Below are 20,555 nucleotides of genomic sequence, written 5' to 3' on the forward strand. Positions count from 1 at the left end.
GTCCTGCAGAAGGGGCATGGAGGCGGAAGGCCGGTCCGAGTGTAACGTCCGATTGACACGAATCCATCATCGCGGCCGGCGGCTTCGCCGACCGCCAAGCGGGTCACAGTGCGGAAACGCGCCAGGGACGGACGGGATGACACCCTCCGCGTGGACACCCGACCTCGGCGGCCGCTAGCATCCGCGCCGATGGATTCCGCGCCTGCGGCCCTGCTCGTCGCGCGGGGCCTCACCTACCACCGCAATCAGGACCCGATCTTCGGGCCGCTCGATCTTCACGTCGATGCCGGAGAAGCCGTGTTGGTCCGGGGCGGCAATGGCGCCGGGAAAACCACCCTGCTCAAGGTGCTCGCCGGCCTGCTGGAGGCCACGGGCGGAAGCGCGACCCTGCTGGGTGCTCCTGTCGATACCGACCACCTCGCCCGCCACTGCGCCTACCTCGGGCATCGGCTGGGCCACAAGGCCGAACTCGGCTGCGTCGACAACCTCCGCTACGCCGCCACGCTTCAAGGCCGCTCTTGCACCGAGGCTCAGCTCGAGGCGGCACTGGCCGCCACCGGCCTGGCCGGCTACGAGGACACCCCCGCCGGGCGGATGAGCGCCGGCCAGAACAAGCGGCTGGCGCTGGCGCGCCTCTCGTTGCATCCGGGCAAGCTTTGGCTGATGGACGAGCCCTACGCGAACCTCGACCTCGACGGCATCGCCCTGGTCGACCGCATGGTCGGCGCCCACACGGCGGCGGGCGGGGCGGCCTTCATCACCACCCATGGGGCCTATGCGGCCCCGCCGGGCCGGGTGCGGCTGATCGAACTCCAAGGCGGCCGGGCATGAGCGGCGGACCGATCCCGGCATCCCCGGTGGGCTGGACCGAGGTGGCCCGCGCCCAGCTCCGCCGTGACCTCACCCTCGTTTGGGTCCGTCGCGGGGATGCCCTGCAGCCCCTGCTGTTCGCCTTGATGACCGCCAGCCTGTTCCCGCTGGCCCTCGGCGCCGAACCCGGCAAGTTGGCGCCCCTCGCCGCGGGCGTGCTGTGGGTGTGCGTGCTGCTGTCCGGGCTGCTGGGCCTCGATGCCTTGTTCCGTACCGACACCGAGGACGGTGGCCTTGAGCAGATGCTGCTTTCGCCGTCGCCCTTGGCCCTGCTCGTCGGCATGCGCGTTCTCGTGCACTGGCTGACCACCGCCCTGCCCTTGCTGCTGGTCGCGCCGCTGCTGGCCTCGATGCTGCAGTTGCCGATGTCGCTGCTGCCGATCCTGATGGCCTCGCTCGCCCTCGGCACGCCCCTGCTCAGCCTGATCGGTGCCGTGGTCGCAGCACTCACGGTCGGCGTAAAGCGCTCTGGTATCCTGCTGCCCTTGCTCGCCCTGCCGCTGTATGTGCCGGTACTCGTCTTCGGCGCAGGCAGCGTTGCGGCCGCGGCCGAGGGCTATGACGCGCTCGGCGCCCTGTTGCTTCTGGCCGGGGCGCTGGTGCTGGCGCTCGTGCTCGCGCCTCTCGCCGCGGCAGCGGCCCTTCGGATCGCGCACACATGAATGCCCTGCTGCTCTGGTTCCATCGCACCGGCTCGCCGCCCAACTTCGACCGCTTCTGCGCCCGCTGGACGCCCTGGTGCTTCGCCGCCGCCGTCGTCCTGCTGCTGCCGGGCCTCTACGGCGCGCTGTTCTCGGTGCCGACCGACTACAAGCAGGGCGACAGCTTCCGCATCCTCTACATCCACGTGCCGGCGGCGTGGTCGGCGATGTTCATCTTCGTCGCGATGGCGGTGCAGGCCTTCATCGCGCTGGTCTGGCGCATCAAGGCCTGCGAGACCCTGGCCGTGGCCGCCGCGCCCGTCGGGGCCGCCTTCGCGGCCATCACGCTGATCACCGGCTCGATCTGGGGCCGCCCCACCTGGGGCACGTGGTGGGAGTGGGACCCGCGCCTCACCTCGATGCTGGTGATGTTTTTCCTCTACATCGGCGTGATCGCGCTCCACAACGCCATCGAGGACCGCCGGGCCGCGGCCCGCGCCGCGTGTTTCCTGGCGCTCATCGGCGTGATCAACGTGCCGATCGTGCATTTCTCCGTGGACTGGTGGAACAGCCTGCACCAGGGCGACACCATCAACCTGACGCGCGGCGAATCGCAGATGCATGCCTCGATGCTGTGGCCGCTGATCCTCACCACGCTGGCCACGAAGTTCTGGTTCGTGGGCTCCCTGCTGCAGCGGGCCCGCGTGCTGAACCTTGAGAACGAGTCCGCCCAGCCCTGGGCCAAGGCCCTGGCCATGGAGGCGCGCTGATGGAGCATCTTCACGGCTGGTTCGTCGCCGCGGCCTACGCGATCGCCCTGGTGATCCTGCTCGCCGACGCGTTCTTGCCACGGATCAAGTTCAAATCGCTGCTGCGCGGCATCCTGCTGCGCGAACGCCGCGCCTCCGCTTCGAAGAACGAGTCCCCATGAACCCCACCCGCCAACGCCGCCTCTGGATGGCCCTGCTGGTCCTGCTTGCCGCCTCCGTCGGCGGCGGGCTCATCGTCTGGGCCCTGCAGCGCAACGTCACCTTCCTCCATTCCCCGACCGCCGTTCGCGATGGCCAGGTGCCGGAAGATGCGCGCTTCCGATTGGGTGGCGTGCTGCTCGAGGGCAGCGTGAAGCGCGAGACCGGCTCGCTGCGCGTCGCCTTCGAGGTGACCGACCGCTTCAACAACTATCCGGTGGTCTACGACGGCATCCTCCCGGACATGTTCCGCGAGGGCACCAGCGTCATCGCCACGGGCCGAATCCGCGACGGCCAACTGGTGGCCGACGAAGTGCTGGCCAAGCACGACGAGCAGTACATGCCGAAGGAAGTCGCCGACGCGATCGCCGCGGCGAAGGAACAAGGCGAGGCCAAGGCTGCCGCCGATGCGCCCACCTATGGCGATGCGCCGCCCGACGCTGCGGCACCGCCGGCTGAAGCGACGACCTCGGGCGGCACGTACTGATGCTGCCCGAACTCGGAAACCTAGCGCTTCTGCTGGCGCTGCTGCTGGCGGTGGCGATGTCGACACTGCCGCTGGCTGGTGCCCATCGGGGCAACACCGCGTGGATGAACCTCGCGCGCCCGCTGGCCTACGGGCAACTGGCGCTGCTCTCGGTGTCCTACGCCGCGCTGACATGGGCCTTCATCGACCACGATCTTTCGGTGGCCTACGTCGCGAACAACTCGCACATCAACCTGCCGATGCTTTACCAGATCAGCGCGGTTTGGGGCGGGCATGAAGGCTCGCTGCTGCTCTGGGTGCTGATCCTCGGCATCTGGATCGCCGCGGTGGCGCGTTTCTCGCGCTCGCTGCCGCTGCCGGTGATCGCCCGCGTGCTGGCCGTGATGGGCCTGATCTCCGTCGGCTTCCTCAGCTTCACCGCCTTTACTTCCAACCCGTTCGAGCGCCTGCTGCCGGCCGCGACCGAAGGACGGGACCTAAACCCGTTGCTCCAGGACCCGGGCCTGATCTTCCACCCGCCGCTGCTTTACATCGGCTACGTCGGTTTCGCGGTGGCGTTCGCGTTCGCGGTCGCCGCCCTTCTCGACGGCCGCGTCGATGCGCAATGGGTGCGCTGGTCGCGCCCTTGGACCAATGTGGCGTGGGCCTTCCTGACGCTGGGCATCGGCCTCGGCAGCTACTGGGCTTACTACGAGTTGGGCTGGGGCGGCTGGTGGTTCTGGGACCCGGTCGAGAACGCCAGCTTCATGCCTTGGCTGGTGGGCACGGCCCTGCTGCATTCGCAGGCGGTCTCGGAGAAGCGCGGCAGCTTCCACGGCTGGACCCTTCTGCTCGCCATCGCCGCGTTCTCGCTGTCCCTGCTCGGCACCTTCCTCGTGCGCTCGGGCGTGCTCACCTCGGTGCACGCGTTCGCCAGCGACCCGCAGCGCGGCCTCTACATCCTCGGTTTCCTGCTGGTCGTCGTCGGCGGCTCGCTGGCGCTCTATGCGAAGCGCGCGCCGAAGGCGGAAGCGGCGCAGCCCTTCGCCGGGAGCTCGCGCGAGACGCTGCTGCTGGTCAACAACCTGCTGCTCACCGCCGCGGCGGCGATGGTGCTGCTCGGCACGCTCTTCCCGCTGCTCGTCGATGCCCTGAAGCTCGGCCAGATCTCGGTCGGCCCACCCTACTTCGGCCTGCTGTTCACCCTGCTGATGGCGCCGGTCGTGCTGCTGGTGCCCTTTGGCCCGGTGACGCGCTGGGGCCGGGAGGATGCCGGTGCTGTTGGACGGATGATGGCGCCGTGGCTGGTTCTGGGCCTCGCGGCCATGTTCCTCGTGTTCTTCACCTGGCCCGAAGGCTCCTTCAAGACGGCGGCCGGCGTCGGTGGTGGCCTTTGGGTGATCGCCGGAACCGCGGTTTTCCTGTGGCGGCGCCTTAAGACCCAGCGCCAGAAACTCACCGCCGAGATGGCCGGCATGGTGCTGGCGCATGCCGGCATCGGCGTGTTCGTGATCGGCGTGCTGGTGCTGGAAAGCACGATGATCGAGCGCGACGTGGCGGCCAAGCCGGGCATGAGCTTCGAGGTGCGCGAATACACCTTCGCCTTCGACGGCGTCGCGCCGCAGAAGGGCCCGAACTTCGACGCCGACGTCGGCACGGTGCGGCTCTTCAAGGACGGCGAACTCATCGCCACCCTGAAGCCCGAGAAGCGCTTCTACCCGGTGTCGGGACAGATGATGACCGAGGCCTACTACGAAGCCGGGTTGTTCCGCGACGTGTACGTGGCGCTCGGTGATCCGCTCGATGCGCAGAAGACCGAATGGGCCGTGCGCCTGTACGTGAAGCCCTACATCCGCTGGATCTGGTTCGGCGCCTTGATGATGGCTATCGGCGGCTTCGTCGTCGCCTTCGACCGTCGCTTCCGCAAACCGGTGAATGCCCCGGCCGCCACGGCACCGGCCGAGGCGCTGTGATGGGCCGCTGGCTGCCACTGGGCCTCTTCCTCGCGCTGGCCGTGCTGCTCGGCACGGGGGTGGTCATGAATGCGGGCAAGTCGCAGACCGACATCGATTCGCCGCTGATCGGCCAACCCGCCCCGGACTTCGCGTTGCCGGATTTCAACGACCCGTCGACGACGGTCCGCAAGACCGACCTGCTCGGCAAGCCCTACCTCGTCAACATCTGGGCGAGCTGGTGTGCAAGCTGCCGCGTGGAGCACCCGGTCATCACCGACATCGCGAACAGCGGTCGCCTGCATGTGGTCGGCTACAACTACAAGGACGCGCCGGAAGACGCCGCACGCTGGCTGCAGCAGTTCGGCAACCCCTTCCACCGCATCATTGCCGACGTCGAAGGCGCCGCCGCGATCGACTGGGGCATCTACGGCGCGCCCGAGACCTTCCTGGTGGATGCGAAGGGCATCGTGCGCTGGAAGCACGTCGGCCCGGTGACGCCCGACGTGGTCGAAACGCAGCTGTGGCCCCTGCTGACCACGCTGGAGAGCGAAGGATGAACACGCTACGCCACGTCGTTGTCGCGCTCGCACTGCTGCTCGCCGGCACCGTTGCCGCGCTGCATCCGAAGGACTTCCAGAGCCCGGAGGAAGAAGCCCGCTATCGCGCGATCGCCAAAGAGCTGCGCTGCGTGATGTGCCAGAACCAGTCGTTGGCCGACTCGCCGGCAGGCGTCGCCGACGACATGCGCCGCCAGGTGCTCACGCTCATCCGCGAAGGCAAGAGCGATGCGGAGATCACCGCGTTCTTCCGGGCGCGCTACGGCGATTTCATCCTCTATCGCCCGCAAGTGAACCCGGTGACCTGGGCGCTGTGGTTCGGACCGGGTCTGCTGCTCCTCGTCGGTGCCGGCGTGGTGGTGTCGATCGTCCGCCGCCAGAAGACCGACGCGCCCGCCGCTCCGCCCGCCGAAGACCGCCAGGACTGGTGACCCGCTGATGCTCGCTTTCCTCCTTGGCGCCACCGCGCTGATCGCCCTCGCCCTCGCCTTCGTGTTGCCGACGCTGTGGAACAGCGCGCGTCGCAGCGCATTCGCCCTGCTGGTCGCCGTGCCGATCAGCGCAGCCGCGCTTTACGCCGGTTTCGGCACGCCGGATGCGCTCGACCCGGCGAATCGTGCCGTGCCGGAATCGATCGAGCAGGCCGTCGTGCAGCTCGAACGCCGCCTCGAGCGCGAACCGGACAGCCTCGAAGGCTGGGTGCTGCTTGGCCGTACCCGCAAGAACCAGGGCCGCGAGACCGCCTCGGCCGGCGATTTCGCCGCCGCCATGCCGCATTTCGCTGCCGCGGCCGCGGCGTTCCGCAAAGCACGCGTGCTTGCGCCGCACGAGCCTGATTTGCTCGTGGAAACCGCCGAGGCCATCTCGCTCTCGAACGCCGAGCGCGCCTTCGGCCCCGAGGGGACGGCACTGCTCGACGAGGCGCTCGCGAAGGTGCCGAACCACCAACGTGCGCTGTGGTTCCGCGGCATCGCCGCCCTGCAGGCCGGCGATGGCGCTGGCGCGGTAGCGCGCTGGGAAGCGCTGCTGCCGATGGTCGACGCGGCGACGGCCCAAGCACTCGTCGAGCAGATCGGCGGCGCCCGCGAAGCCGCCGGCCTGCCGCCGATGGACCCCGCCTTGATCGCCGCAGCCGACGCCGCGCGGGCCAACGCGCCCGTCGCAGCGGACGCCCCCCCGACCACTGCGCCAACGACGAACGAGCCAGCGCCCGGGACGCCTGGAACCCTGACGGTAACGATCAGCGCCGACGCCGAGGCGGTTGCCGCCTTGCCGCCGCAGGCCGTGCTGTTCGTGTTCGCCCGCAATGCCGATGCCGCCGGTCCGCCGGTGGCGGCGCGGCGCGTGCCGGCCGCGCGACTGCCGATCACGATCACGCTCAGCGACGCCGACCGGCTGATGCCCACGTCGACGCTTTCCGCCACGCCGCGCGTCGAGGTCTCCGCCCGTTTTGCCCGCTCCGGCTCGGTGCAGCCGGAAGCCGGCGATCTCGTCGCGCCTCCCGTCGTGGTCGAACTGGCGCAGGCCGCGCCGATCTCGCTGGCGCTGGCGCCGAGCGACGCCCCCACCGACGCCGCGCGCGCGCCGACGTTCGGCCCTTAAGCTGAGCGGCCCCGGCGCGTCCTCTCACGAATGACCGAATTCATTCCACCCGGCACGCGATTCATCGCGCTGCCCTCGCCCTTCCCGATGAAGCGCGGTGGCGCGCTGCTCAGTGCGCGGCTTGCCTTCGAGACCTGGGGCGACTTGAACGCCGCGCGTGACAACGCCTTGCTGATCCTGCCGGGCCTTTCCCCGAACGCCCATGCCGCGAGCAACGACGGCAACGCGGCGGAGGGATGGTGGGAGGGCATGCTCGGACCGGGCAAGGCCATCGACACGACCCGCTGGTTCGTCATCTGCGTGAACCCGCTCGGCAGTTGCAAGGGCTCGACGGGGGCGGCCTCGGCGCATCCGGACGACAGCGAGCTTTACCGCCTGCGCTTTCCCGACCTGAGCGTCGAGGACGGCGCGGATGCGGCGGCGCACCTCGTGCGCGCGCTGGGCATCGACCGCCTCGACACGGTGATCGGCAACTCCATGGGCGGCATGAGCGCGCTGGCGCTGCTACTGCGCCATCCGGGCATCGCCCGCCGCCACGTCAACATCAGCGGCAGTGCCCGTTCGCTGCCCTTCTCCATCGCCATCCGCTCGCTGCAGCGCGAGGCCATCCGCCTCGACCCGCGCTGGGCGGACGGCCAGTACACCGAAGCCAGCTACCCCGAGAGCGGCATGCGCATGGCGCGCAAGCTTGGCGTGGTCACTTATCGCTCAGCGATGGAATGGGACGGCCGCTTCGGCCGCGTGAAGTTCGACGCCGAGTGCCGCGAGGACGACCCCTTCGGCCCGGAGTTCGAGGTGGAGCGCTACCTCGAAGGCCACGCCCAGCGCTTCGTGCGCCAGTTCGACCCGAACGCCTACCTCTACCTTTCCCGCTCGATGGACTGGTTCGACGCCGCCGACTACGCGCCGGGCGCCTCGCGTGGCGACGGGGCCGACGAAGACGCCAAGGTCATCGCCGCCCTGGCGACGGTGCGGCTCGAGAAGGCACTGGCCATCGGCGTGCATACCGACATCCTTTTCCCACTGCAGCAGCAGGAGCAGATTGCCGAGGGCTTCCGCGCCGGTGGCGTCGACAGCCGCTTCCTGCCCCTGCCCTCGCCGCAAGGCCATGACGCCTTCTTGGTCGATCTCGCGCGGTTCGGACCGGCGGTGCGCGACTTCCTCGAGGCCTGAGGGGCTATACTTCGCGGGCCCGGCCGGGCTGGCGGAATCGGTAGACGCAGCGGACTCAAAATCCGCCGCCCTTAAAAGCGTGTGGGTTCGAGTCCCACGCCCGGCACCACATCCAACGACGAACCCCGCCGCGCGCGGGGTTCATCGTTTTCCGGCCGACAACCTCAAGCCTCGCCGCGAATCGCGCGCAGTGCCGCCTCGAGCAGCGCGGGCGCCGACACCGTCGCATCGAGATGCACCACGCCGTCCTCGCCCACGGGCGGATCGAATCGCCCCGCCACGGCATGCGCCAGGCCCGGCTGGCGGTCGCGTGGCGCATCGTGGTGGTCGGTGGCGATGCGTTTCGCCGCGACGTCGGGCGGCAGGTCGAGCCAGAGCAGCACGAAGGGCGCACCGAGCGACGCCGCCAATTCGTGCAGCTCGTGGCGCTCCGCACGGGTCGCCAGCGTGGCACCGTCCACGACCACCTTGGCCCCGGTGCGCAGCAGCAGGCTGACATCGAGGCGTACGATCTCGAAGGCTGCCCGCTTTGCCGCGCGATCGTCCCACTCCGGGAATTCGGCCATGCGGATCGTGTCGCGCGAGACGATCTCGGCATGCAGGCGCACCTGCAGGCCTTTCGCGAGCGTGGACTTTCCGGCGCCGGGCAATCCGGCGAGGGCGATCAACATGAGGCGTCGGATCGGTGCGGCGTGCTTCGAACCATAGCCCGACCGCGATGCCGTTTACGAGACGCCGTCACCATTCCGGCCACCAGCCCCGTCCACTTCGCGCATAGCGATCGGCCGCGCGCTCGAAGCGGTTGCGGGCGCTGATGCCACCCGAGATCAGATAAGCGAAGGGGAACAGCGGCCCCAGCACCAGCGCCTGCCGCACATGCGCCAATTCGTGGCGGCCGAGATGCACGCGCTCGGTCCGGAACAGGGCCGGCGAATCGCGACGCGCGGCGTCGCGGGCCCGGTAGCTCGGCACGCGGAGATCGAGCGTCGGCAGGCGGCTGAGCACCACCTGCCCCAGCGCGAGGGCGCCCATCGGGCCGAACGGAAACCGCGTGACCACCAGCATGGGGCCGAGGGTCGAGAACCGCGCGCCGAAGGGCCAGGCCATGAGGCCCATCACCAGCATCGGCGCGGTCAGCGGCAGGGCCCAGAGCGCGCCGGCGACGCCGGAAATCGCGCGTGCGAGGCGCCGGAGCGACGCGGCCATCGCTTCAATCCGCGGCGAAGAAGCGACGCAAGGATGCGTCGTACTCGGGGAACACCTGCACGTTGCTGTGCTGCGCCTGCTCGAGGCGAAGCGCCTCGGGGGTCCGGGGCATGGCGGCGATCAGCGCCTCCGCATGTGCGGGTGGCGTGACATTGTCCTGGCCGGCGATGACGACGAAGGTCGGCATGCCGAGCTTCGGTGCGCGGCGCCAGCTCTCGAACGGATCCTTGAGCAGCCACGCCAGCGGTACCCACGGGTAATGCCCCTGCCCCACCCGCAGCACGCTGTCGAACGGCGTCACCAGGGCGAGCCGGCGCACCGGGCGCACCGCGGCCACGTGCACCGCGACGCCGCTGCCGAGGCTACGGCCGAACACATCGACGTCCGCATACGATCGCGCCACGTGGTCGAACAGCGCGATGGCGTCGGCGGCCAGCGCGGCCTCGCTGGGCTCGCCGCCGCTGTGCCCGTAGCCTCGGTAGGACACGAGGTAGACGCTGTGATCCGGCGCCCAGGTCGCGACGTCGTCGCGACTCAGGGAGATGTCTTCGCCATTGCCGCCGAAATACAGCAGGGCCCGCGGCTGGCCCGGATTCACCACCCAGCCGCGAAGCGTCGCGCCCTCGGCCTCGAACTGGAACTCCGGCGCCAGCGGCGGATTGCGCGTCAACTGCGGATAGAACAGCAGGCTGCGCTGCTTGCTGTACATCAGGGCGACCAGGGCCGCATACAGGCAGGCCGCCATGCCGATGAAGAGACCGAGCGTGCGCCAGGCGCTCATGGGCGCACCGATTCGACCGATTCCACCCGGCCGTCGCTGAGCATGACGCGGGCGAGGAAGCGCGAGTCATCGCGGCGGAACCACCACTCCTCGCGAGGCCTCGGCTGGACGCGGGCCTGGCCGAAACCGTCGCGGATGATCTGGTCGGCATAGGTCGTGCGGCGACGGAGTGGCGCACCGCAGCGCAGCACCACTTCGCCCTCGCTGAGGCCGCGCTGCAGTGCGGTGGACGTGCAGCGCCCGCCCACGCGCGGCTGCCCGTAGCCGAGGGTTTCCTCGGCCTCCAGCACGCCGTCGACGAAACGCAGGCGCACCGTGAGCCGACTGGGCCCGAAGTTGTAGTACCAGTCCTCGATGCGGCGCTCGACGCGCTGCTCGATCAGGCCGCCCTCGCCGCGGATCAGGAACTCGCCGCGGGGCGCACGCCAGTAGGGTTCGCCGCAGCGCGACAGCACCTGCGCGTCGAGCGCACCGCGATCGACCACGCGCGAGCCGCAGCGCAGGGCACTGGCCGGCATCGCGGTGGAGAACGCCGCAGCGCCGAGCAGCACGAGCAGCGGCGCGCGGCGCAGTGACATCAGCCGCGGCAGCCGGAGAGGCTGAGGCGCTGGCCCGGCCGCAAGGCGTAGGGCGAGCGCAGGCCGTTCACGCGAGCGACGGTCTGCGCGCTGCAGCCATGCCGGCGCGCGATGCCGCTGAGCGTATCGCCGCGGCGCACCGTGTAGCGCGAGCCCGTGGCCACGGCCTCACGCGGCGCCGGCCCCGCCTCGGGCTTGCGCGCATTCACGAGGGCCAGCGCCCGCTCGGCACGCGAGCCACTGACGCAACCGGCGTCGTAGAGCGGCATCACGACGACCGGCACGCGGAGCTCGGTGCCGGCCGGCAGCACGGCTTCCGGCAGCCAGCGCGGGTTGAGGTTGCGCAGCGCGCGGAAGTAGCCGTAGCGCGATTCGCCGTTGCCAATGCAGATGGTGAGCTGGTTGATCGACGCCGGCTGCTTCAATGCCAGCACGGTGGCCGCCCCGTTCACCGACGGGAATTCGAGGCCGTACTCCTCCGGGTGCAGGAACAGCCACGCCGCCGACAGGATGTAGGGCACGTAGTCGCGGGTTTCCTTCGGCAGCGCGTTGTAGACCGCCGGGTCCCAGAACGACTTGCCGGGGTTCTGCCGCGCTAGGCGGCCGACGCGTCCTTCGCCACCGTTGTAGGCGGCGAGCGCCAGCTCGAGGTTGTGGCCCAGCTCGGCGAAGCGCTCGTTGAGGTACTGCGTGCTGGCTCGCGAGGCGAGCTGCGGCTCGAAGCGGGTGTCGTAGCCGTCCTGCCAGCCGAGGCCGAAACGCCGCCCGGTGGCCGGCATGAACTGCATCAGGCCCGCCGCGCCCGCGGGGGAAATCGCGTGCACGCGGCCGCCGGATTCGCGGGCCATGATCGCGAACAGCAGGGCCTCCGGAAGGCCCGCCCGCTCGTACTCCGGCCACATCAGGAAGCGCATGTACTGGTACTGCTCGTGCGCGTTGATGAGCTGCGGGCGCAGGGCGGTGAGCCATTCCGCCATCGCGGCACGCACGGCTTCGTTCTGCACGATCAACTCGCGCAGGTCGCGGCCGTTCAGCTGGTTCAGCGTGTCGGCGGCGTTCGGGAATGCCTCGACGACCGGCGAAGCCTGCGCCGGCCCTGCCGCCGCCGGATCAGCTTCGGCCTCGTTCGCGCCCTCGCCCGCCACGCTTGTGCGGGCGCCGAGCAGGGCGTCGAAGCGGGACACCAGGCGATCGGCCTCGCAGCCCTCGATGCGCCTGCAGCGCTCCACCAGGTCGAACATCCGGTCCATGGCGCGCTGCGCCGCGCGCTTGCCCGGGCGACGCTCGCCGCCGGCCGCCTGCGCCACGCCGTCGCGGTAGGCCTTCGCCGCCGCCTCGAAATCCACGTACAGGGATTCCTGCTCGGCCTCCGTGCCGGGATCCGCCGACGACGGCGCCGCCATCACCGCGGGGACACAGGCCAAGGCCACCACCGCCAACGCGGAAGGGAGCCCCGGGACGCAACGCAGGAAACGACGCATGGACACTCGCAGGAACGCTCGAAAACAAGGCTTGCAGCCTACCGGCGCCCCGCCCCCCGCTCAACCGGAATCCGACAGCGGAACGACGACCGCTACACTCGCGCGGACCCCACGCGGAACGGAACCGTGACGACGCCAGCCCCCGACGCCCTCCTGCTCGGCCATGCCGAAGACCGCCCCATCACGCTGCCGCTGAAGTTCGGCAATCGCCACGGCCTGATCGCTGGCGCGACGGGAACGGGCAAGACCGTCTCCGTGCTTCGCCTCGTCGAAGGCTTTGCCAAGGCGGGCGTGCCCGTGGTGATCGCCGACGTGAAGGGCGATGTCGCGGGGCTCGGCATGGCCGGCGCGATGAACCCGAAACTGCAGGCGCGCCTGGACGCCCTGAAACTCTCGGATTTCGGCTTCGCGGCGCTGCCCGTCGCGTTCTGGGACCTGTTCGGCGTGAACGGCCATCCGCTGCGCACGACGGTGAGCGAGATCGGCCCGACCTTGCTGTCGCGGATCCTCGAGCTGTCCGACGCCCAGGGCGGTGTGCTCGACATCGCCTTCGCCCTCGCCGATGCGGAAGGGCTGCTGCTGCTCGACATGGACGACCTGCGCGCCTTGCTGGGCTTCATCGGCGAGAACCGCGAGCTCATCTCGAAGACCTATGGCCTCGTCTCGTCGCAGAGCCTCGCCGCGCTGCAGCGGGCGCTGCTGAAGTTCGAGCAGGAGGGCGCGCGCAGCCTTCTCGGCGAACCGGCCCTGCAGCTCGGCGACCTGATGCGCACGGCCCCCGACGGCCGCGGCACGGTGAACGTGATCGCCGCCGAGACTCTGGTGTTGAAGCCGCGCCTGTACGCGAGCTTCCTGCTGTGGCTGCTGTCCGAACTGTTCGAGACCCTTCCCGAGGTCGGCGACCTCGACAAGCCGAAGCTGGTGTTCGTGTTCGACGAAGCCCACCTGCTGTTCGCCGACTGCCCGCCCTCGCTGCAGCAACGCATCGAGCAGGTCGTGCGCCTGATCCGCTCGAAGGGCGTGGGCGTGTACTTCTGCACGCAGAGCCCCTCCGACATCCCGGACGTCGTGCTGGCCCAGCTGGGCCATCGCATCCAGCATGCGCTGCGCGCCTTCACCCCGCGCGACCAGAAGGCCGTGCGCGTCGCCGCCGAGACCTTCGTGCCCAACCCGGCCCTCGACACGGCCCGAGCGATTTCCGAACTGGGCGTTGGCGAAGCGCTGGTCTCGACCCTGCAGGGCGGCGGCCAGCCATCGATGGTCGAACGCACCCTGATGGCGCCGCCTGGCTGCCGTCTCGGTGCGATCTCTCCGGACGAACGCGCGGCGCTGCGTGCACAGAGCGGCTTGGCCGGCCGTTACGACACACCGCTGGATCGCGATTCGGCCTCGGAAATGCTCGAACGCCGCGCGGCGCAGGCGGCAACCGAGGCAGGTCGTGATGACGGCGCGCCGGCATCGACTCGCGGCAGCGGCAGCGCCACGCCCGAGGCCAAGCCGGGCGGCCGCCTCAACGATTTCCTCTGGGGCACGGGCCGTCGGCAGGGCGCCGTCGAAGCCATGACGAAATCCGCGGCACGCACGGTCGGCAACCAACTGGGCCGCTCGCTGCTGCGCGGCCTGCTCGGGGGCTTATTGGGTGGGCGTCGGTGAACGAGGACTGGCGCACGCGCGGCCAAGTGCATGACCGCGGCGTCGCCGACCAGCCGCCGTACTGGCGCGATGCCGAGCACGTCATCCGCTACCCCTGGCTGGGGAGCAACGGCATGGTCATCGGCGTGCTGTCGATGATCGCCAGCGTCCAGATCGTGCCGGTGATCGGCGCGTTCGCCTCGCTGTTCCTGCTCCTCGCGGTGCCGAAGCACGCGTTGGAAGTCCTGCGCGATTCCGCCCATGGCCACCGCGAACCTCCGCGCTTCGGCCTCGATGTCGGCGATCGCGCGGTGTTCGCGTTCCTGGCACTGCTCCTCGCCTTCGCCGTCGTTCATCTCGCGCTGACGATGTTCGCACCCGGTCCCTGGCCCGCCGCGTGGCGGCTGCTGATGGCGACGGTGCTGCCCCTGATCGCGATGTCGCTCGCCATCGATGAGCACATCGGCCGCGCCATCAATCCAGTGTTCTGGGTGGAGGTGCTGGCCCGCGTCGGCCTGCCCTACCTCGGCGCCATCCTCCTCGTCTGGCTGGGGCTCGGCTTCGGACTGCAGGGGGCGGCCTGGCTCGACCGCGTGCTGCCCCCGTTCTTCGGTGCGATGGTCTCCACCGCCATCGCCCTGTGGGTGCTGTTCATGGCCGCGCACGTGTGTGGCCGGCTGGTGTTCCAGTACCGGGATGCCCTGGGCTTCACGCCGTCGGGGCCGGAACAACCGGAGAAGCTGCACTTCAGCCGCGATCATCGGCTTGAGGACCGCATCACGGCGATGCTCCGTGATGGGAAGACCGCCGAGGCGAGGAAGGCGCTGGAGGAAGAACTCCGCGAGCGCGCCGTGTCGACGCGCCTGCATCGCCATTACCGGCAGCTGCTTCGCGACGCCCGCGACACCCCCGCGCTTCTCGCGCACGGCCGGCAATGGCTGCACCAGAAGATCGTCGAAGGCGATGCGCGGGGGGCACTGTCCCTCGTGCAGGAATGCCTCGATCTTGACCCTTCCTTCACGCCACTCGAAACCACCGACTGGCCCCCGGTCATCGCCGCGGCCGAACGCGCTGGCCTCCAGCGCCTCGCGGAAGCGGCGCGCAGCGCACAGTTGGGGCGGCCTCCGGCACAATCGGGCCCTTCCTCCTGAAACCCTCTCCGATGTCCGCCTCCGACGCCCTTCCCGCCGCGGCGCCGCGCACCGCCGTCGACCGCTTCCTCGCCATCGTCGAGCGCGCCGGCAACCTGCTGCCGCACCCGGCCACGCTGTTCTTCCTGCTCACGGTCTTCGTGGTGATCGCCAGTGCGATCGCCGCGCAGTTCGACCTCAGCGTCGCCCACCCGAAGACCGGCGAACCGGTGGTGCCCGTCAACCTGCTCAGCGTCGACGGCCTGCAGCGCATCATGGGTGGGTTGGTTACCAACTTCACCGGCTTCGCCCCGCTCGGCACCGTGTTGGTGGCCCTGATCGGCATCGGCGTGGCCGAGCACAGCGGCTTCATCGGGGCCTGCCTGCGCATCGTCGTGCTGAACGCGCCGCGCTTCCTGCTCACGCCGATCGTGGTGTTCGCGGGCGTGATGTCGAACATGGCCAGCGAGATCGGCTACGTGCTGCTGGTGCCGCTGGCCGGCCTGCTCTACGTGGCCGCCGGTCGCCACCCGATCCTTGGCATCGCCGCGGCCTTCGCCGGCGTCTCCGGCGGCTATTCCGCCAACCTGCTGCTCGGCACGATCGACCCGTTGCTCTCCGGCCTGTCGCAGGAAGCCGCCCGCATCGTCGATCCGACGTACACGGTCAGCGCCGCGGCAAACATGTATTTCATGCAGGTCTCGACACCGCTGATCACCCTGCTCGGCTGGTGGGTTACCGAGAAGATCGTCGCCCGCCGCTTCCCCGACGGCAGCTATGGCAAAGGCGACGAGAAGATCGAGCCGATCTCCGGGGCCGAGAAGCGCGGCCTCGCGTGGGCGGGCATCGCCACGGTGATTTTCACTGCCGCACTGCTCGCCGCGACGGTTCCCGAGGGGGGCTGGCTGCGCATCCCGGGCGAGCCCGACACGCTGAAGGCCCTCGCGCCGTTCCTGGGCGGCATCGTCGCGCTGATCTTCATCGGCGGCGCGCTGATCGGCATCGCCTACGGCGTCGGCGCAGGCACCATCAAGAGCGATGCCGACGTCATCAAGGGCATGTCGACCTCGATGGGCACCTTGGCGAGCTACCTCGTGCTGGTGTTCTTCGCCGCGCAGTTCGTCGCCCTGTTCAACTGGACGAACCTCGGCCTGATTTTCGCGGTGGAAGGCGCCGAGACACTGAAGTCGCTGGGCCTGCCGAAGATCCCACTGCTGCTCGGCTTCATCCTGCTCACGGCGACGGTGAATCTGGCGATGGGCTCGGCCTCGGCCAAGTGGGCCCTGATGGCGCCCGTGTTCATTCCGATGTTCATGCTGCTCGGCTATTCGCCGGAAGTGACGCAGACGGCTTACCGCGTGGGCGATTCGGTCACCAACATCATCTCGCCGATGATGAGCTACTTCGCCATCGTCATTGCCTTCCTGCAGCGCTACGAACCGAAGGCCGGCATCGGCACCGTGGTCGCCACGATGATCCCCTATTCGATCACCTTCCTGATCGGCTGGTCGGCGCTGTTCGCGCTTTGGATCGGATTCGGCTGGGAGCTTGGGCCCAACGCCCCCCTCGTCTACGTGCCGACCGGCGGCTGATGCCGCGCTGGCGTCCGCCGCAATGGCCCTCGACCGCACTGATCACGCGCGAGGGCTTCGAGCGGCTCAAGGCTGAACTCGACGAACTGTGGCGGGTCCGCCGGCCGGAGGTGGTCAAGGCCCTGGCCGCCGCCGCGGCCGAAGGCGACCGCTCGGAGAACGCGGAGTACACCTACCGCAAGAAGCAGCTCGGCGAGATCGATCGCCGGGTTCGCTACCTGTCGAAGCGGATCGAGGTGTTGAAGGTCGTCGAGGCTCACCCCGCCGATCCGCAGGCGGTGTTCTTCGGCGCGTGGCTCACGGTGGAACGCGAAGATAGCGGTGCGGAAAGCACCTACCGCATCGTCGGCCCGGACGAGATCGATGCGGCCAAGGGCTGGATCAGCATCGATTCCCCGCTGGCGCGGGCCGCGCTGAAGAAGCGCATCGACGACGAGTTCGAAGCCGCCCTGCCCGCCGGACCGGCGCGTTTCATCGTCGTCGACGTGCGCTACGCCTGATCAGTACACCTCGCGCTCGTGGATGGCGCGGCGGTCGCCTTGGTACACGCCAAAGCCGATCCGCGCCGTCGGCACGGTGCTGCCTGTCCCGCGCCAGTTGAACTGCAGCCAGACGGGCACGGTGGGCGTCAGGTCGAGGATGCCGACGTTGCCAGCGCCCGGAGCGCGAAGCCACAGCGTGAAATTGCCGCCGGCGCCCACCGGCGGCGTCGCCGTGTAGCGGCGGGCGACCGGCCCGGCAACGCTGCAGCCCTGCCCGCTCGCCCCGGGGCTGCCGCTGTCCTGCACACAGGTCTCGGAGGGCAACAGGGTGTCACTGGCGTTGGCATCCGCCAGCGGAGCGATGCCCACGCCGCTACACGCATCCGCCGTGTTGGCAACGAAGGTCGTCCCATTGAAGAACTCGGCGCGCATGGGCACCTGCAGGTCGAGCACCTCGGGGCCGAAAGCGTTGGCCACCGCAATGCGCCCCCAGCGCTGGACGCTGCCACCGATGCCGGCGGTCGTCAGTGGGTCACAACCGTCGAGGGCGGCCGTGTCGAAGCAGACGCCGTCGCTGTCCGTCAGATCGGCCGCCGTCAACGTCAGCGTCGCCAGGGCGTTGAAGGGGACTTCGGGCGCGGCCGGCTTCGCGTAGGTGAGGCGATCACCGCTGACGGTGACCAGCCCGGTACCGTCGAACGGTGCCGCGGTGTTCTCCGCCACCGTTCCGGCGCCACCGTTCGTTGTGCGCGACAGCGTTGCCAGCGTGCCCGCGGCCGAACTGGTGTAGGAGCGGTTCGCCAACGCGCCGCCGAAACGCCAGAACGCGTTGGCGGCGCCTCCGGCGTTGACGTAGTTGCCGGTGACGGCACCCAGCGCGTTCAAGCCGCTCACCGTCAACGCAGGGTTGGTGCCGAAGCTGAACTCCTGCCCCACGTAGCCGAAGCTTCCCGCCGCGCAGGCGTTGGCCAACGTGGGGATGTTCGGCGTGACCGCGAGACGCGCAGGAATGAAGCGGCCGACGTTCGCCAAGGCCGCACCGACGACGTTGGGCACGTTCCCGGGAGCCGGCTGCGACGGCGTGCCGTAGCCGAGGTAATCACCGTCAGCGAGCTCCGGGATCAAGGTGATGATGCCCACCTCGTCCCAGCGCCAGTCGCCGGTGGCCGTGCCATTGGCGAACGCCCCGAAACCCGTCGACAGGCTCGCCACCGGGTCGGGGTTGAGGCCGCCGGTCGGCGCCTGCAGCGTCGAGAGCAGGCGAACCCGCTCCGGCACCGTCTCCCGCCCGAAGTTCGGCGTCGCCGCCCCGCTGTTGTTGCGCGCAGTCACGGTCGCCGAGAACGGCACGCCGGCGCGCGCGAACACCGGGCCCGAGGCCGAACTCGACCCGCCCGGACCGGAGCCGGTCACGGAAAGCAGGAAATCACGCGGCTTGGCGACGAAGTCATCCTGGCCGTTCAGCACCAGGCCTGCATCGCCATTCGCGGCATTGCCGGTGTAGCGCGAGAACAGACGCACGGAGCCGGCATCCGGATAGCGCACCGTGATGTTCGCCTCGCCATTCGCGTTGAATGCCAGATCGAAACCGGTTCCCGACGCCGCCGTACCGATGTTGGTGCCGTTGACCACCACCCGTTGCGTGCCGGTCGTCGGATTGAGGTAGTTCGACCAGAAGCCCACCCGTCTCGTGACGTTGGCGAAGCTCGGGACGCAGGCCCGAGTGGTGTTGCTGAGCTGCACGGCGCGCACGGTGACGTTCTGCACCACGTCGGAGACATGGTTCGACACCTCATGGACGAATCCGGCATCGACGAATGGCAGGTTGCAATTCGCCTGCTGCACGCCGCCGACGAAGCAGCGGTCCGGCGTGAACGGCCTCCGCGGCGGATTGCTCGCGGTGATCGTCAACGCCGCGTTGCCCGCTGTCGAGCGCCGCAATCGCAGCGTCTGGCCGGAAGTGATGGTCTGCGTGTCGCCACCGACCCAACCCGAAGGGCTGAGCGTCACCTGGATCGGCCCGCTCACCTGCTGGGTGCAGTTGGTGTCGAGGCAGGCCTGCACGACGATGCTTTCCGGTTCGCAGGTAAGGCCCTGCCCGTCGTGGAAGAAACGGAAATGGTCGATCTCGGCGAGCTGCTGGAGCCGCGTGGCGCAGACCTGCAGGTTGTCGAGTTCGTGGATGTTGGTGGAGCCGCCCGTGGAGCCGGTGAGCGACAGCCGGAAGTTATCGGGCACCGCCGCCTGCGCGGGATTCGCGGTGAAGATGTTGAACGGCGCGACGAGCGTGGTGAAGCCGCTACCGGCGTTGCGTTCCACGCTGACTTGCGCGCCAGCGACCACCCCGACGCGATTGTCGACCGTGATGCGATAGCGATGGTTCGGTCCAGCGGCGGCACCCGACACATCGACGCCCGGCACCAGGGTCGCGGTGCCTGCCAGATAGGGGAAGCCCGCGGTTCCGTTGCCCGAGCCACGGAGCGCGACGGAGTCCACGCGGAAACCTGGGCCACCAACACGACTCTCGGTCGCGTTGGAGAAATTGCCGAACTCGTCGATGCCGATGCCCAGCCATCCGCCGGCGAATCCGTTGATGCCACTGCGCTGGGCATAGCCCAGTGAACCACCGAATCCGCCCGCCACCGGCGTCACGTTGCCGTCGGAGAGCGTCACCGCGACGCCGTCGGCACCACTACCGCCATAGGCGAGGTAATCGAACTCCACCACCACGCGGTTGTCCGCACCGGGGAAGAACCGGCGCAGCGAAGCCGCCGTCGCCACGTTGCCGGACGCATCGGTGATCCGCAGCCGGTTGTTGACGATGCGCGGCTGCCCGAAGCTGCCGCTGACGGAATTGGTCGCCCAGTCGGTGGCATTGAGCGCCGCGGCGTTGAAGGTGTCCGCGAAGCAGGTCGGCGCCAGTGCCCGGAGCTCCACGAAGTCGACGGCGAACGCTTCGCCCGTGGCCGTCGCGCCATTCACCACGAGCCGAACGGACGTGGTGGCCGACAGGAAGGCGCTGATCGTATAGCTGCGGTCGAGGATTCCCGGCAGGTCGTCGCTGAAAGTCTGCAGGGTAGTCCATGGCCCCCCGGAAGCGCTGGCGATCTGTACCGCCAGCTGGTCGTTCGACTCCAGGTCGCCGAGGCTGCGGATCCGCACCGACAGCGTCGCCACGTCGTAGCCGTTGAAATCGGCACTGCGCATGATCGTTTGGTTGTTCCGGAGCTCGGCCTCCGCGCCATTGCGGACTGGAGCCCCACTCAAGGTCCAAGCCGCCGAGAAGCTCCGCGTTCCGGAGTTCTCGCCCCAGCTCGTGGTGTTGAAGTCGTCGCGGACGGTGTCCTGCGCCCAGGCCTGCGGGGCGCCGACGATGAGTGCCAACGCCCACAAGGCGCGGAGGACGACATCGCGAAGGGTCATCGGTGCCGCGGAATGGGG

General features: G+C 69.4%; 20 protein-coding genes and 1 tRNA gene. 15 read left to right on the forward strand and 6 right to left on the reverse strand.

Annotated features, from left to right (window positions below; translation table 11 throughout):
• Positions 1-189: 189 nt before the first annotated feature.
• From ccmA to ACIQ6S_RS01635, 11 genes are all read left to right on the forward strand, one after another.
• Entirely contained in the window at positions 190-831 is a 642-nt protein-coding gene (gene ccmA / locus ACIQ6S_RS01585) for a heme ABC exporter ATP-binding protein CcmA (RefSeq protein ID WP_397606812.1), read from the forward strand.
• A complete protein-coding gene (gene ccmB / locus ACIQ6S_RS01590) occupies positions 828-1,532 on the forward strand; it encodes a heme exporter protein CcmB (RefSeq protein WP_397606813.1) in 705 nt (234 codons plus the stop codon). Before ccmA ends, ccmB begins: the two co-directional genes overlap by 4 nt.
• Positions 1,529-2,281, forward strand: a complete 753-nt coding sequence (gene ccmC, locus ACIQ6S_RS01595; RefSeq protein ID WP_397573166.1) for a heme ABC transporter permease CcmC — start codon at positions 1,529-1,531, stop codon at positions 2,279-2,281. Before ccmB ends, ccmC begins: the two co-directional genes overlap by 4 nt.
• On the forward strand, positions 2,281-2,442 hold the full coding sequence (locus tag ACIQ6S_RS01600; protein ID WP_297866635.1) for a heme exporter protein CcmD: 162 nt from the start codon (positions 2,281-2,283) through the stop codon (positions 2,440-2,442). The genes ccmC and ACIQ6S_RS01600 overlap by 1 nt, the downstream gene beginning before the upstream one ends.
• Entirely contained in the window at positions 2,439-2,966 is a 528-nt protein-coding gene (locus ACIQ6S_RS01605; RefSeq protein WP_397573165.1) for a cytochrome c maturation protein CcmE, read from the forward strand. The genes ACIQ6S_RS01600 and ACIQ6S_RS01605 overlap by 4 nt, the downstream gene beginning before the upstream one ends.
• On the forward strand, positions 2,966-4,918 hold the full coding sequence (locus ACIQ6S_RS01610) for a heme lyase CcmF/NrfE family subunit (protein WP_397606814.1): 1,953 nt from the start codon (positions 2,966-2,968) through the stop codon (positions 4,916-4,918). The genes ACIQ6S_RS01605 and ACIQ6S_RS01610 overlap by 1 nt, the downstream gene beginning before the upstream one ends.
• The gene (locus tag ACIQ6S_RS01615; protein WP_397606815.1) at positions 4,918-5,457 is read left to right on the forward strand and encodes a DsbE family thiol:disulfide interchange protein; all 540 of its coding nucleotides are present in this window, start codon (positions 4,918-4,920) and stop codon (positions 5,455-5,457) included. Before ACIQ6S_RS01610 ends, ACIQ6S_RS01615 begins: the two co-directional genes overlap by 1 nt.
• On the forward strand, positions 5,454-5,888 hold the full coding sequence (locus tag ACIQ6S_RS01620; protein WP_397606816.1) for a cytochrome c-type biogenesis protein CcmH: 435 nt from the start codon (positions 5,454-5,456) through the stop codon (positions 5,886-5,888). Before ACIQ6S_RS01615 ends, ACIQ6S_RS01620 begins: the two co-directional genes overlap by 4 nt.
• A 7-nt stretch (positions 5,889-5,895) precedes the next feature.
• Complete coding sequence (locus ACIQ6S_RS01625; RefSeq protein WP_397606817.1) at positions 5,896-7,059, forward strand: tetratricopeptide repeat protein; 1,164 nt, start codon at positions 5,896-5,898, stop codon at positions 7,057-7,059.
• Positions 7,060-7,089: 30 nt separating this feature from the next.
• The gene (locus tag ACIQ6S_RS01630; RefSeq protein WP_397606818.1) at positions 7,090-8,232 is read left to right on the forward strand and encodes a homoserine O-acetyltransferase; all 1,143 of its coding nucleotides are present in this window, start codon (positions 7,090-7,092) and stop codon (positions 8,230-8,232) included.
• Positions 8,233-8,254: 22 nt separating this feature from the next.
• Positions 8,255-8,341 (forward strand) — tRNA-Leu (locus tag ACIQ6S_RS01635).
• Positions 8,342-8,396: 55 nt separating this feature from the next.
• On the opposite strand, the gene ACIQ6S_RS01640 is transcribed toward ACIQ6S_RS01635, so the two are convergent.
• From ACIQ6S_RS01640 to ACIQ6S_RS01660, 5 genes are all read right to left on the reverse strand, one after another.
• Positions 8,397-8,903 carry an AAA family ATPase gene (locus tag ACIQ6S_RS01640; protein ID WP_397606819.1) on the reverse strand — a complete coding sequence of 169 codons (507 nt, stop codon included), beginning with the start codon at positions 8,901-8,903 and terminating at the stop codon, positions 8,397-8,399.
• A gap of 67 nt (positions 8,904-8,970) precedes the next feature.
• Positions 8,971-9,438, reverse strand: coding sequence for a hypothetical protein (locus ACIQ6S_RS01645; protein WP_397606820.1), 468 nt, complete (start codon positions 9,436-9,438; stop codon positions 8,971-8,973).
• 4 nt (positions 9,439-9,442) lie between these two features.
• Entirely contained in the window at positions 9,443-10,219 is a 777-nt protein-coding gene (locus tag ACIQ6S_RS01650) for an alpha/beta hydrolase (protein ID WP_397606821.1), read from the reverse strand.
• Complete coding sequence (locus ACIQ6S_RS01655) at positions 10,216-10,797, reverse strand: DUF2845 domain-containing protein (RefSeq protein ID WP_397606822.1); 582 nt, start codon at positions 10,795-10,797, stop codon at positions 10,216-10,218. The genes ACIQ6S_RS01650 and ACIQ6S_RS01655 overlap by 4 nt, the downstream gene beginning before the upstream one ends.
• Complete coding sequence (locus ACIQ6S_RS01660) at positions 10,797-12,278, reverse strand: transglycosylase SLT domain-containing protein (protein WP_397606823.1); 1,482 nt, start codon at positions 12,276-12,278, stop codon at positions 10,797-10,799. Before ACIQ6S_RS01660 ends, ACIQ6S_RS01655 begins: the two co-directional genes overlap by 1 nt.
• Before the next feature lie 126 nt (positions 12,279-12,404).
• Here ACIQ6S_RS01660 and ACIQ6S_RS01665 point away from each other — a divergent pair, with 126 nt between their 5' ends.
• Genes ACIQ6S_RS01665 through greB form a run of 4 tightly spaced genes read left to right on the forward strand, consistent with a single transcriptional unit; the run spans position 12,405 to position 17,132 of the window.
• Positions 12,405-13,931, forward strand: a complete 1,527-nt coding sequence (locus tag ACIQ6S_RS01665; RefSeq protein ID WP_397606824.1) for a helicase HerA-like domain-containing protein — start codon at positions 12,405-12,407, stop codon at positions 13,929-13,931.
• A complete protein-coding gene (locus ACIQ6S_RS01670; RefSeq protein ID WP_397606825.1) occupies positions 13,928-15,061 on the forward strand; it encodes a hypothetical protein in 1,134 nt (377 codons plus the stop codon). The genes ACIQ6S_RS01665 and ACIQ6S_RS01670 overlap by 4 nt, the downstream gene beginning before the upstream one ends.
• Before the next feature lie 11 nt (positions 15,062-15,072).
• Positions 15,073-16,632 (forward strand): AbgT family transporter, encoded by a 1,560-nt coding sequence (locus tag ACIQ6S_RS01675; RefSeq protein ID WP_397606826.1) that lies wholly within the window; start codon positions 15,073-15,075, stop codon positions 16,630-16,632.
• Positions 16,632-17,132: a transcription elongation factor GreB gene (gene greB, locus ACIQ6S_RS01680; RefSeq protein ID WP_397606827.1), complete on the forward strand. Its 501-nt coding sequence runs from the start codon at positions 16,632-16,634 to the stop codon at positions 17,130-17,132. The genes ACIQ6S_RS01675 and greB overlap by 1 nt, the downstream gene beginning before the upstream one ends.
• Here greB and ACIQ6S_RS01685 read toward each other — a convergent pair whose 3' ends face one another.
• Positions 17,133-20,537: a DUF6701 domain-containing protein gene (locus ACIQ6S_RS01685; RefSeq protein WP_397606828.1), complete on the reverse strand. Its 3,405-nt coding sequence runs from the start codon at positions 20,535-20,537 to the stop codon at positions 17,133-17,135.
• Between the last annotated feature and the right edge of the window lie 18 nt (positions 20,538-20,555).

Source organism: Silanimonas sp. (genome assembly GCF_044377035.1).
In the GTDB taxonomy this organism is placed as follows: Bacteria; Pseudomonadota; Gammaproteobacteria; order Xanthomonadales; family Xanthomonadaceae; genus Silanimonas.